Raw genomic sequence first — 13,013 nt, forward strand, 5'->3', positions numbered from 1 at the left:
CGTCCGCCGCTCGACGCCGAATAGCAAGCTATTCTCGTTTCCGCTCGACTTGCATGTGTTAAGCCTGCCGCCAGCGTTCAATCTGAGCCATGATCAAACTCTTCAATTAAAATCGTTTGTGAGAAATCTCTTTTTAAAAAGAAACTCTCGGCTCAATGAATCTGTACATATAAAACTTGCTTTACTTAAAAAGTAAATTTTGTCTTGTGTGTCATCATCATTAAGTTTAGTTTTTGCTACCTAAGTAGCTGGTAAAACCAACATCAATGTGAGTGCCCACACAAATTGCATGATAACTACTTGTTAAAGAAATGATTCTTGCGAATCTCACCCAACATCGCATTCGTGTTAGGCGTGTGCTCTACCGTTGAGAGCGGATGCGCATTCTACGCACCTGAGTTTTAATGTCAACAGATTTTTGAAAAAAGTTTTAAAAAGTTTTTCAAGCTCTGTCGTTATGTTTATCGAGTATTTCAATCCACATAACTTAGTAAAACTCCCTTCCTAGGTCTCCCTGAGAAGTGGATGCGCATTTTAGGGATTTTTACTCCCCCGTCAACCGTTATTTTAAAATAATTTGAAAAAAGTGATTATTCGTGCAAATACCGTACAATATGCTGTTTATATACTCAAAGCCGCACGAATCAAGCCGACAATCTATTATTTTCCAGATTACAAATACTTGCACTTTCACTTTACCTTTTTGTAATGAAAATAGGTGTTTTATTTAACTTAAGATATTAAAAGTGTCTTTTTTTGCTAATATTAATCTCAATGTTAGAAAAAGGATAAATTTATGGCTAATCATATACGAAGCTTTAATGGTATTACCCCCTCAATTGGCGGCAGAGTCTATATTGATACATCTGCTGTTATCGGTGGGGACATTACCATTGCAGATGATGTCAGCATCTGGCCACTGGTTGCTGCTCGTGGTGATGTTAATCGAATGACAATCGGAGAACGCACTAATATTCAAGATGGAACGGTGCTTCATGTTACTCGTAAAGGCGAACACAACCCTGAAGGGTTTCCGTTGATTATTGGTGATGACGTTACTGTGGGTCACAAATGTATGCTTCACGGATGCACGCTAAAAAATAGAATTTTAGTTGGCATGGGTGCGATCATTATGGATGGAGCGGTCGTAGAAGATGATGTCTTTATTGGTGCCGGCTCACTAGTTCCTCCAAATAAAATATTAGAAAGTGGTTATCTATATGTAGGAAACCCTGTTAAACAAGCCCGCCCCCTTAAAGACAATGAGCTTGCTTTTTTAAAGCAGTCAGCACTCAATTATGTCGAGTTGAAAAATCAGTACCTTGCCGAACAAGCGTAATGTTATAAAAATGACAAGTTTGCAGTCACTATAAATATATAGTGGACTGCTCTATGTCATTATCTTCTATCCAATCTTCTAAACGACCTTCCCAATCAAATTTTAACGATTGATCGACATTTAGATTTGGATTGATTTGATCAGACAATACTACCGTCAATAACTGGCCATTTAACAATGCGGTAAAACACCAAGCTTGAAAGCTATTATCATAATGAACGTCGTCATTGATGATCAGTGATTGATTCATTGATGTAGTTCCTGCCTCAACATAGTCATTACTGCGTCAGGGTCGGGCCTAACACCGCGCCATTGTTCAAATGCGGCGGCTGCTTGAAATACTAACATACCCAACCCATCAATAAGCTTATCGACTCCATGTGTTTGAGCTTGCTGTAAGAATATTGGTAAATCTTTTCCATAGACCATGTCATAACATACACATGTTTTAGTAAAGATGGTTGGTGGAATAGACAACGGGTGACCTGACAATCCTGATGACGTTGCATTGATAATAATATCGGCTTGATAATTGACAAGCTCTTCGAACGTCATCGCTTTAACTGTTTCAATATTATACTTATGGGCAATTGCTAAGGCTTTTTCTTGAGTACGATTCGCGATAACTAATTGAGCAGGTTGTTCTGCTAATAGAGACGGTATAACACCTTTTGCTGCTCCACCAGCGCCAAGGAGTAAAATATTTTTTCCGCTGACTTTGACACCACAACGATAAAGATCATTCACTAGTCCGATTCCGTCGGTATTATCACCAAATATTTTTCCGTCAGAGAATGAAAGCGTGTTTACCGCTTCTGAAAGTTTTGCCCTGTCGGTCAATTGATCACAAATGTCAAATGCTTGCTCTTTGAAAGGCACAGTCACATTCGCCCCCTTACCACCCTGCTCAATAAAAGAACGGACTGTCGATTCAAATGCATTGAATGCAACCAACTCTTTTTGATATTCAATTGCTTGTTTCGTTTGTTGTGCGAATAGACGATGGATAAAGGGAGATTTAGATTGTTTTATGGGGTTACCATAAACTCGATATTGTTCCATAAACATAATTAACTGACTAATTTGTTGTTAGACTAACTGTTTAACAACTTTTTGCCAATCATGGTTTATTTGATAAAAAAACGAAATGATATAAGAAAGCCACATCCATAGATGTGGCTTTAGGTAAGATGTAGGACTTATTTAAAACTAGAATTTGTAGCCAATCATAATTGAGTAGACCATTGGATCTACATCTACGTCAGCTTTACCAATGCTTTGACCGCCAACGTCAAAAGTCGCTTCGGTAGCAATATCGATATAACGAGCAGATGCATTAATGTGCCACTGATCATTTAAATGAAAGTCAGCGCCTACTTGGAATGATAAACCAAAAGAACCATCTAACTCTAAGTTGCTAAGTCCTAGACTTTGAGGAGCAGCTTCAAACTCTTCGTCAAAGAAAATGGTATAGTTTAAACCAGCACCCAAGTAAGGTTTAATATTTGTGCCTGTGTCAAAGTAATAAAGTGCACTCACCGTTGGTGGTAAGTGGGTAACTTCAGCAAGTTTGGCACCATCAACACCCAACACTGCACCTTTATCTTGAATCGTTACGTCGTGTTTAAACGGTGTTGCAGCTAAAACTTCAAACGCCCAGTTTTTATCATAAAAGTAGACGAAATTAAGACCTAACTGGGCATTGTCATCCACAGTTAATGTCATCGTAGAATCCGCACCACCCAACAAAATTGATGATTTACCGCTGTCTGGGTTAACTGTTGTGTAACCACCACGGACCAACATATCGCCAGCCTGATAATCTGCAGCAATTGCTGCAACTGGTAATGAAGAGATTAATGCGAGAGCTAAAAGTGCTTTTTTCATGTTCGTTTCCCTTAAATCGTTCGAAACTTTAAATTGGCGCCATTGTAGACACGACATTTAAAAGTTTTATTGACCTACCTCAACAAATTAGGCCAATAACAGGAATAGAAAGCACTTTCGTGTAGAAATGTTGATCTAGAACAAGCTATTTGAAATGTGATGAACTAAACAAGCACGGTATAAATCTTATATAACCAGACAATAACAAAGTATACGATTGCCGTGAACACAGCGGCCGAGCCCAAATCCTTTGCGCGCCCGCTTAATTCATGGTGCTCACTACCGACTCTATCAACAACGGCTTCGATGGCCGTATTTAATAACTCAGCAATCAACATGACAAATGGCCCAGAAATTAACACGGCAAACTCGGCTAAATCATTAGCAAGCCAAAATGACAATGGTAAAAAAACAATCGTTAACCAAGTGTATTGGCGAAAGGCTATCTCATGTTGATAAGCCGCTTTAAATCCTAGTAAGCTATGTTTAGTAGCAGGGCCAAAACGGGCAATATGCCCATATTTATTCTTATTCATCTGTCACCTTACACCCAGTCTTGTGCTACCAAGTAATCAGCTAGTCTCGCTTCTTCACTTTCTGGCTCTGGCTGGTAATTATATTGCCAACGCGCTAAAGGTGGCATCGACATTAGAATTGATTCAGTGCGACCTCCAGATTGCAAACCAAATAAAGTACCGCGGTCAAAGACTAGATTAAACTCAACATAACGTCCTCGTCTATATAATTGAAATTGACGATGTGAATCTTGATAAGGGGTATCTTTACGTTTATTCATTATTGGCACATAAGCGTCAATGTAACCTTGACCAACGGCTTGAATATAGTCAAAACATTTATCAAATCCCCAAGCGTTCAAATCATCAAAAAACAATCCACCTACGCCTCGAGTCTCATTGCGATGCTTTAAGTAAAAATATTCATCGCACCACTTTTTATAATCTTGATAAACATTTTCACCGAAAGGTTCAGATAGGTTTTTGGCTGTTTGATGCCAATGAATAACGTCTTCATCAAATGGGTAAAAAGGTGTTAGGTCGAAACCACCACCAAACCACCAAACAGGTTCTTCGCCTTCTTTTTCTGCAATAAAAAACCGAACATTAGCATGAGAGGTTGGAATAAATGGGTTTTTTGGATGAATAACCAACGAAACTCCACAGGCTTGCCAACGACGACCAGCTAACTCAGGACGATGAGCAGTAGCCGAAGGGGGTAATTGCTCCCCTGACACAAGAGAAAAATTAACCCCCCCTTGTTCAATTACAGCCCCATTGGTTAATACACGAGTTCGACCGCCACCGCCTTCCGTGCGCGTCCAATTATCTTCAACAAACGTTGCTTTACCATCAGCCTGTTCAAGCGCCTGACAGATTTGATCTTGTAACGCTTTAAGGTATGTAATTACTTGCTCAATATTTACCGTACTCATTGGCGGATGGTCTCTCCTGTATATGCATTAATAATGGTAGATGGCTTAGTAAAACCTAACGTATTAGATTTGATAATAAAATCGACTTGGTTACCTAAGGTAGCTTCTACTTCTTGCCATGTCTTCGCCGGCTCTTGACCTGATAGATTAGCACTGGTTGAAACGATGGGTTTTCCAACAGCCTCGCACAATGCGACAACATCTGGATGGTCGGTAATTCTTACCGCTATCGTATCAAATTGACCACAAACGTATTCTGATAAGTTAGCCGATTTTTTAAGTAGCTGTGTCGTACCATTAGGCCAACGAGATAAAATAACCGTTTTTAAATCAGGAGCGATATCACTATCATCAATATATCGGCTCAACTGATGATAATGACTTGCTAGTAAAATAAGTCCTTTTTCTTTCGGCCTATTTTTTATTGCCAAAATTTTCTTTATGGCGTCAATGTTATCTGGATCACAACCTAAACCAAATACAGCTTCTGTTGGATAAGCAATAACACCGCCTTGTTGGTAAATTGTTTTAGCGTTTGACATTTACAAGTTGGTTGCCAGCAAAAGTTTTGCTGGCAAGTATACTTTTTTTTTGCACTATATGCATGGATAGATTGCTATAGCAACACGGTTATTTGCAACTCAAATAGATATTAAACGCTCATTGTTTTGACTTTTTCTCTCAGAATAAACTTTTGAATTTTGCCTGTAGATGTTTTAGGTAAATCACTAAAAATAATATGCTTAGGTGCTTTAAAGGTTGCCATGTTATCTCGACAGAAGTTGATTAACTCTTGTTCAGACGCGTGCTGATTTACCTTTAAGGTGACAAAAGCACAGGGAGTTTCGCCCCACTTTTCATCCGGCCTAGCGACAACAGCTGCCTCCATAACCGCTGGATGCTTGTATAGTGTGCTTTCGACTTCTACGGAAGATATGTTTTCACCACCAGAAATAATAATATCTTTTGAGCGATCACGAATTTCAATGTAGCCATCAGGATGCTTAACCGCCAAATCCCCTGAATGAAACCAACCATGTTTAAATGCCTGTTCTGTTGCGGTAGCATTTTTAAGGTAACCTTTCATGGTCGTGTTGCCTCGAAACATTATTTCGCCAATAGATTCTCCATCATTAGCAACGGGCAACATGGTGTTCGGATCAAGAACATCAACTTCTTCTTGAGTTGGGTAACGCACCCCTTGTCTCGCTTTTAAAGCCGCTTTAGCATCTTCATCATGCCTGTCCCATTGTTCTTGCCATTCACTTACAACACAAGGACCATAAACTTCTGTCAAACCATAACCTTGGGTTATCTCTATTCCCATATTCTCCATGCCTTTAATCACAGTAGCTGGTGGTGGCGCGCCTGCGGTCATCGCTTTTATCGGTTGGCGAAGTTGCTCCAAACGATGGGTATCAGCATTTAAAATCATATTTAACACAATAGGAGCACCACAAAAATGCGTAATATTATGTTCAATAAAGGCATCAAGAATGTCATTGGCATCAACTTTTCGTAGACAAACTTGTGTCCCACCAACAGCCACTACTGTCCATGGGAAACACCAGCCGTTACAATGAAACATCGGTAATGTCCATAAATAGTGAGTGTTCTTGTCGAGAGGCCAAATCATATTATTGCCAATGGCGTTTAAGTAGGCTCCCCGATGAGAATAGACCACCCCCTTAGGATTACCGGTTGTTCCTGAAGTATAATTAAGCGCCAACGCTTGCCATTCATCACAAATTAGATTGCCATGAAACTCAGGCTCCCCCTCTGCTAACAGTGCTTGGTAAGTCAATTGCCCGACCAATTCACCTTGGCAACGCTCATCAACAATATCGATCACTAATGGCGAACGCGAGCATAAACTAAGCGCCTGCTTGATAATAGCGCTAAAAGCGCTATCAACAAGAAGTACATCACATTCGCCATGGTCAAGAATAAACGCAATCTGCTCAGCATCTAATCGAATATTAATCGCATTTAATACTGCGCCGGTCAGTGGCACACCATAATGTGCGTCTAAAAATGCAGGTATATTAGCCGCCATGACACTCACCGTATTTCCAGGTTTAACGCCTCGCTTAATTAACGCGCTCGCCAACCGTCTTACGTTTTCACGGTATTGTTGATACGTAAAACGCTGGTCACCATAAATAATCGCTACTTTATTTGGGTACACATCAGCGGTGCGATTTAAGAAGTTAATCGGTGAGAGCGGCATATGGTTTGCTGCCACTTTATCAAGCCCTTGCTGGTAAATATTCGTCATTATCATCCCCTTTTAGGTACACCGCGGTCCACTCAACCACTGAAATGCCTTTTTCAACCAGTTTACGCTTTTTATCCCGTATAAAAATTAGCCTTTGGTCTAATAACTTGCTCTTGTTTTTGATTAAAATACCAACAATTATTCTTTGACTATTTCCGTATTTCAGCAAACAAAGGTATAATGCGCGCCTTATTTTCCATGTGATGACACAGTCATTACAAAAACTAGCTCGCAAATCACAAGGTAAGCAATCATGAAAGTCGGTATTATCATGGGGTCAAAATCTGATTGGCCAACAATGAAACATGCTACAGATATGTTAGATTTATTAAATGTTCCATATGAAACAAAAGTCGTTTCTGCTCATAGAACACCTCACTTATTAGCAGAGTATGCCGAGTCTGCTAAAGAACGAGGACTTAAGGTGATTATTGCTGGAGCTGGTGGCGCTGCTCACTTACCAGGCATGACCGCGGCATTTACACCATTGCCAGTACTTGGTGTTCCGGTGCAGTCCAAAGCGTTAAGTGGACAAGACTCCTTGTTATCTATTGTTCAAATGCCAAAAGGTATAGCTGTAGGAACATTAGCAATAGGAACTGCTGGCGCTGCCAATGCTGGTCTACTTGCAGCACAAATACTCGCTACCCATGACGATGAAATAATGGCGAATATTGAAAAGTTTAGGAAAGAACAAACAGATAACATTCTCAACAACCCGGATCCAGCAGAATAAGCGAGCTAAATAGATGAAAAAGGTATTGGTATTGGGTGCCGGGCAACTTGCTCGAATGATGGATCTAGCTGGCACACCATTGGGCATGGATATTAAGGCTTTTGATGTTCGAACCAATCAAGTTGTTCATCCAACTGATCCTGAGCATGTCTATGGAGATCTTAGCCAAGGTATTACGCAGTGTGATGTGATCACTGCAGAGTTTGAACATGTAGCTCATGATGTATTACAACAATGCCAAGCCTCTGGAAAATTGTTCCCAAGCGCAGAATCAATAAAAATTGGAGGAGATCGGCGTTTAGAGAAAGCATTACTTGATGCTTGTAATGTGGCCAATGCCAAACATGTCGTGATCGCAAACAAAGCAGATTTTGAGCGTGCATTAACCACACTAACGTTACCTATAATTTTTAAAAGTGCTTTAGAAGGGTACGATGGTAAAGGCCAATGGCGCTTAAAAAATCGTGCAGATGCCGACCAGATCTGGCAAGAGATGTCAGCATTTATCGAGAATGCAACCTCATCAGTTCCTCAAGGAATCGTTGCCGAGCAAATGGTGGCTTTTGATCGTGAAGTATCTATTGTTGGAGCTCGCAATACCCATGGTGAAATAGCGGTCTATCCGCTCACTGAGAATCACCACACTAATGGCATCCTAAGCGTTTCTGTCGCGGCTCCTGTTCAGCAAGCGCTGCAAGAACAAGCGTTAGAAATTTTTACCAAACTTGCTAGTAAACTCGATTACGTTGGCGTATTAGCGATCGAATTTTTCCAAATAGGAGAAACCCTATTGGTTAATGAAATTGCCCCACGGGTTCATAACTCGGGTCATTGGACGCAACAAGGTGCAGACACCTGTCAGTTTGAAAATCATGTTCGAGCTATTTCTGGCTTACCATTAGGTAGCACTCACTTAGTACGACCTACAGCTATGGTTAATATTATTGGTGAAGATAATATTTCTGAAGAAATTTACCGAATTCCAAGTGTTAGTATGCATTGGTACGACAAAGAAAAACGTGCTGGCCGTAAAATGGGTCACATCAATGTTTGTGGTAGCAATGAAAAAGAACTCGCCTCGCGTTTAGTTGAGCTGAGCGGGCTACTTAACGAAGATTCGTTTCCAGATTTAAAAACATTCGCGCAAGCGTATTTAGCCAAAGTAAACTAAAACGGTCAAAGAAAAAAGCGAGTGGTAGCTCGCTTTTTTTTATGCATGAATTGGCTCTCACTGTTCAGAATTTACGGAGAGCTTTTTAATAAGGCCTCTTATGTAATGACGTCATTCGTTGATGCAATTACACTTACAAATGCGGCGTAAGCGATAACTCAAAATCACCAACGTGAATCTCCGCTTTTTCTTGATGTTTTGTCATCATTATTGGTGACGCAATCAATACTTCTCGCCCAGAAGATATGTCAAAAATCTTTGTGCTGATTCTCACGTTATCCTGATCTTCAATTGATGAAGTTAATAAAATCTTCAGGTTGTTAGACATTAGCATTTCGCTTTCAGCATTTTCCTTATTGAGGATTTGAAACTCCGCAAGAATCTTTCCATGAGACTTCAGCGTTAAATCAAACATCACAGGTTGAGCTGTTGCTGTCATCACAAAAAAACTAGTAAGCACCATTGAAATCACACTCAACATTACACTCAATTTAGTGTTGAGACTTTTTAACGTGAAATGCTGTTTTTTTTGTAAATCGCTGACATCTAGTTCTAAAACCGACGCTATAGACATAACAGACTCCAAAGAAGCCGACCCTGTTTTTTCAATACGCTGAATTGTTCTTAAGCTCAACCCCGAAACGTCCGCAAGTTGAGTTTTGCTCCAAGCTCTTTTCGCTCTTTCCCGTTTAATTAGTTCAATATTTACTTGCATTTCCATTATGTAATTCCTCTAAAAGTGCTGTATCACGATATAGAGAAATCCCTTTTTTTACTACGACAACGATATGACAAGCGAACGACAACGCTATGCCACCCCCTTTAAATATTCCGTTGCCTACCCAACAAAATCACCGAAAACGATAAGCGACCAAAATCACTGCAGCAGAAACAAAGTTAGACGCCCTATCCTGCCAAAAAGCATTATGCCTGAAAATGATTGCACTTTTTGTTTGCACATTGCAGCTTTTCGCCTGCAGCCATTTGTCTTTTTACTAACAGAGGAAAGTGACATTTCTGGCAGCTTCCGGCTACAGGCGGATTATTGACGACAAATTTGCACTTGGGATATTGATTGCACGAGTAAAAGGTTTTCCCAAAACGATTCGTGCGCTCAAACAGTTCACCCTTTTTACATTTGGGACATGCAACACCTGCATCTTCATGATGATGTGTTTCTTCAATGTGATGACAGTCTGGAAAGTTTGAGCATCCAATGAACATCCCATATCGACCCTGCTTAACTGCTAATTCGTGTCCACATTTAGGGCATTGTGTACCCGGAAGTATTTTATCTTCTACACGTTCATGCTCAACAATGGGTCGAGTATATTGGCAATTTGGATACGAAGCACAACCCAAGAAAGCACCTGACTTGCCATGCTTTATTATTAGCTCACTGCCACATTCAGGGCATACTTCATAGGCTTTTTCTAGCGCATGTTCATGTTGCGAAAAAAGTTTGTCTTCTGAGTCTGACATAGCCAATATTAATAGACCAAAGGTAGCCTATTATGCCACAACCTGACGATTGAATGATAAATAAAACCCGCTTTACTGTTTAAAATTTTTTCAGCAGCGATTCTTTTTTTACTTGGCATCCGTCTTATTAATAAAGCATTTAAAAAAATAGGATTGACGATGAAAAAAATTACGCACTATAGCCCTACTTTTCCACATGGTGAATTGAAAGAAATATTTCCCAATATTTGGTTTGTTCAAGGCGGCTGGGAAATGCCTATACTTACCAAGCCACGGATAACACGATCAATGACCGTTGTCAGGGAAAATGATGGCAGCTTAATATTAATCAACAGTATGAAACTCAGTGAATCAGGATTGGAGGCGCTGGAAAAGTTAGGTCAAGTTAAGTCGGTCATTCGACTCGCTTCAATGCATGGTGCTGACGATAAGTTTTATCGTGATCGTTATGGCGCAACCCTATACGCTTTAGAAGGTAGTCATTATACTCAAGGTTTAACCGTAGACGTGTCCAAACAAGACAGCTACCTACAACCCGATGTTTGGTTTAATGAAAACAGCAAGCTACCAATTAGCAAAGCAAAGATTTGGGTGATGCACTCACCACTATTGAAAGAAGCTTGCCTAGTACTTCCACAAAACCGTGGGATCTTGATTGCAGGCGATGTTCTCCACAATACCCCTAAGCCCAATCAATATACCAATATTCAAACAAAACTATTTATGAGACTATTTAAACTTGCTAAACCATACAATATAGGTGTTGGCTGGTGGTATATGACTAAACCAAGTGGTCAAGAGCTGCGGTCAATATTAGATTTAGACTTTCAACACGTATTACCCGCGCATGGAGAGCCGGTGATTGATCAAGCCAAGGCAAAATATCAATCGGCAATAGCGCATTTTGCGACATTGTCTGATCAAAAAATGTGGCACAAAACATCGCAAGTGACAGTGGAGTAATGAATGGATAATAACAACCCACAAGCAAACAAAAAACCTGTAACTACGTTAGTAAAATGGCAACAAGATTTATTAGATTTAAGACCCGCACTCCATCGATATTGCACCCAGTTAACTGGCTCAGTCTTTGAAGGTGAAGATCTTCTGCAATCAGTCTTAGTCAAAGTTATTGAGAGAAAACAACCAACAGAAACAATAAAGTGCACTCAAGCTTGGCTTTTTAGTATTGCCTATCACTTATTTGTCGATCGCTATCGAGCAACCAAATCTCGACCTGAGGGCTACCTTGTTGAGGAAACTGTCGAGGAAACCATTGAAAGTAAACGTACATACACTAACTTTGCCGTTGAACAGCTCGAACAACTGATGTCGCTCCCTCCATTGCAACGCAGTGTTTTAGTATTGGTACAAGGATTTGGCTACAGCGCCAGCCAAAGTGCAGAAATTTTGCATACCAGTGAAGCTTCAGTAAAGTCTGCATTGAGTAGAGCACGTTTCAAGCTCAGTCAAACACCGCCTTTTACTCATGATCTATCCGTTTCAAAAGAAGCGCTAAAAAGGTTGAAAGTATATTGTCAACTCTTTAACGAACGCAGCTTTGATGCTTTGTTAGAACTGGTTATAGATGAAGTAAAACTTGATATGGTTGCTAAAGCGCAAATGCAAGGGAGAGATGACATTCAATTTTACTTGAATAATTATAAAGCGCTGAATGATTGGCATGCTGAACCAGGCATTGTTAATAATCGTCCAGCAGTACTTATATTTGAAATGAAAATAAGTAAAACACAACCTCAATATATTATTTTGGTTGAACATCAAGCAGATGCTTTAAAACGTATTCAAGACTTTAGATATGCTCGATATGTTATGGAATCTGCAGATTGGCGAAAAATTTCATTTGAATGCGAGGATAAACCATAACGAATTCCATATCAGCTTGTCATTGGGTGCCAACAAGAGAGTGTTTTGCTTTGCGGTTAAACGAGGTAATCATCACAACAGCAAAAATGAGTTCGATTATGGCACCAATAAAAGCGCTTGCAGAAAAATGATCGACAAACATTAGGCTAGCAGCTCCAGTGGCGATGAGTAAACCGCCCAATAGCCAGTATGTTTTGACTCCATAAATCGTTTGAAATAGCAAATAACGTGCACCGATGACCATTAAGATAATAGGAAAAAACCAATTAAGATGAATTTGGGCAACGCAAAATGCGGTAAAAAGACCGACAAATAACAATACAGTCGTTTCAATGGCAAGTTTACCTAAAGGGTTATGCTTTTGATGTGAACCCTTGCAGCCCATCCCTTTTGCCAATAATACCGCTAAAGGAAAAATCAACATTCCACCAAAAAACAACGAAGCCATGCCAGCCATGGGTGAATAATAAAAAGATACCCCCGCAGCTATTGCCCAGACAATTCCAGAAGTTAATATACCTGTGCCGCCATCGGCATAAGCTTGACTCATATCCTGTTGAGCCTGATCAAACAGCATCATTTTTACCACTTAAATTCACAACGCTAAAGCTAAAAGTTAAATATTGGTTAATATTTATTTAATCGAGCGATAATAGCTTGAGAAACATTGCTAGACAATCTCTTTTTGCCGATCTGCCTTTTCAAGATAAAAAAAATATAAATACGATTTATTTTAAGCGATTATTGAATATCAACAGTATGGGTGGTTTGGGGCAGGGAAAA

The 13,013-nt window shown here is 39.9% G+C and carries 15 protein-coding genes and 1 rRNA gene; 5 read left to right on the forward strand and 11 right to left on the reverse strand.

What is annotated here, in order from left to right; genetic code table 11:
- Nucleotides 1–109 (reverse strand): 16S ribosomal RNA (locus ACSLUH_RS12700); the annotation flags it as partial.
- 687 nt (nt 110–796) lie between these two features.
- Between ACSLUH_RS12700 and ACSLUH_RS12705 the strand changes: the two genes are divergently transcribed.
- Entirely contained in the window at nt 797–1,339 is a 543-nt protein-coding gene (locus ACSLUH_RS12705; protein ID WP_448567547.1) for a gamma carbonic anhydrase family protein, read from the forward strand.
- 28 nt (nt 1,340–1,367) lie between these two features.
- On the opposite strand, the gene ACSLUH_RS12710 is transcribed toward ACSLUH_RS12705, so the two are convergent.
- The 7 genes from ACSLUH_RS12710 to ACSLUH_RS12740 form a co-directional block, all read right to left on the reverse strand.
- Entirely contained in the window at nt 1,368–1,589 is a 222-nt protein-coding gene (locus ACSLUH_RS12710) for a hypothetical protein (protein WP_448567549.1), read from the reverse strand.
- Nucleotides 1,586–2,401, reverse strand: a complete 816-nt coding sequence (aroE, locus tag ACSLUH_RS12715; RefSeq protein WP_448567796.1) for a shikimate dehydrogenase — start codon at nt 2,399–2,401, stop codon at nt 1,586–1,588. Before aroE ends, ACSLUH_RS12710 begins: the two co-directional genes overlap by 4 nt.
- 147 nt (nt 2,402–2,548) lie before the next feature.
- Entirely contained in the window at nt 2,549–3,226 is a 678-nt protein-coding gene (locus tag ACSLUH_RS12720) for an OmpW/AlkL family protein (RefSeq protein WP_448567551.1), read from the reverse strand.
- 164 nt (nt 3,227–3,390) lie between these two features.
- Entirely contained in the window at nt 3,391–3,762 is a 372-nt protein-coding gene (locus ACSLUH_RS12725; protein ID WP_448567553.1) for a diacylglycerol kinase, read from the reverse strand.
- Between the two features lie 8 nt (nt 3,763–3,770).
- Entirely contained in the window at nt 3,771–4,676 is a 906-nt protein-coding gene (gene hemF / locus ACSLUH_RS12730; RefSeq protein WP_448567555.1) for an oxygen-dependent coproporphyrinogen oxidase, read from the reverse strand.
- Nucleotides 4,673–5,218 (reverse strand): L-threonylcarbamoyladenylate synthase type 1 TsaC, encoded by a 546-nt coding sequence (gene tsaC / locus ACSLUH_RS12735; RefSeq protein ID WP_448567557.1) that lies wholly within the window; start codon nt 5,216–5,218, stop codon nt 4,673–4,675. The genes hemF and tsaC overlap by 4 nt, the downstream gene beginning before the upstream one ends.
- A gap of 110 nt (nt 5,219–5,328) precedes the next feature.
- A complete protein-coding gene (locus ACSLUH_RS12740; protein ID WP_448567559.1) occupies nt 5,329–6,954 on the reverse strand; it encodes an acyl-CoA synthetase in 1,626 nt (541 codons plus the stop codon).
- A 253-nt stretch (nt 6,955–7,207) separates the two neighbouring features.
- Here ACSLUH_RS12740 and purE point away from each other — a divergent pair, with 253 nt between their 5' ends.
- Both purE and ACSLUH_RS12750 read left to right on the forward strand, forming a co-directional pair.
- On the forward strand, nt 7,208–7,690 hold the full coding sequence (purE, locus tag ACSLUH_RS12745; protein WP_448567561.1) for a 5-(carboxyamino)imidazole ribonucleotide mutase: 483 nt from the start codon (nt 7,208–7,210) through the stop codon (nt 7,688–7,690).
- A gap of 13 nt (nt 7,691–7,703) precedes the next feature.
- A complete protein-coding gene (locus ACSLUH_RS12750) occupies nt 7,704–8,861 on the forward strand; it encodes a 5-(carboxyamino)imidazole ribonucleotide synthase (RefSeq protein WP_448567563.1) in 1,158 nt (385 codons plus the stop codon).
- A gap of 133 nt (nt 8,862–8,994) precedes the next feature.
- On the opposite strand, the gene ACSLUH_RS12755 is transcribed toward ACSLUH_RS12750, so the two are convergent.
- Nucleotides 8,995–9,582 carry a helix-turn-helix domain-containing protein gene (locus ACSLUH_RS12755; protein WP_448567565.1) on the reverse strand — a complete coding sequence of 196 codons (588 nt, stop codon included), beginning with the start codon at nt 9,580–9,582 and terminating at the stop codon, nt 8,995–8,997.
- A gap of 203 nt (nt 9,583–9,785) precedes the next feature.
- Complete coding sequence (locus ACSLUH_RS12760) at nt 9,786–10,343, reverse strand: DNA topoisomerase family protein (protein WP_448567567.1); 558 nt, start codon at nt 10,341–10,343, stop codon at nt 9,786–9,788.
- A 159-nt stretch (nt 10,344–10,502) separates the two neighbouring features.
- On the opposite strand from ACSLUH_RS12760, the gene ACSLUH_RS12765 reads away from it, so the two are divergent.
- The gene (locus ACSLUH_RS12765; RefSeq protein ID WP_448567569.1) at nt 10,503–11,306 is read left to right on the forward strand and encodes an MBL fold metallo-hydrolase; all 804 of its coding nucleotides are present in this window, start codon (nt 10,503–10,505) and stop codon (nt 11,304–11,306) included.
- 3 nt (nt 11,307–11,309) lie between these two features.
- On the forward strand, nt 11,310–12,230 hold the full coding sequence (locus ACSLUH_RS12770; protein WP_448567571.1) for an RNA polymerase sigma factor: 921 nt from the start codon (nt 11,310–11,312) through the stop codon (nt 12,228–12,230).
- A gap of 19 nt (nt 12,231–12,249) precedes the next feature.
- Here ACSLUH_RS12770 and ACSLUH_RS12775 read toward each other — a convergent pair whose 3' ends face one another.
- The gene (locus tag ACSLUH_RS12775) at nt 12,250–12,810 is read right to left on the reverse strand and encodes a DUF7010 family protein (protein WP_448567573.1); all 561 of its coding nucleotides are present in this window, start codon (nt 12,808–12,810) and stop codon (nt 12,250–12,252) included.
- Between the last annotated feature and the right edge of the window lie 203 nt (nt 12,811–13,013).

It is taken from the genome of Thalassotalea ganghwensis (genome assembly GCF_053485795.1).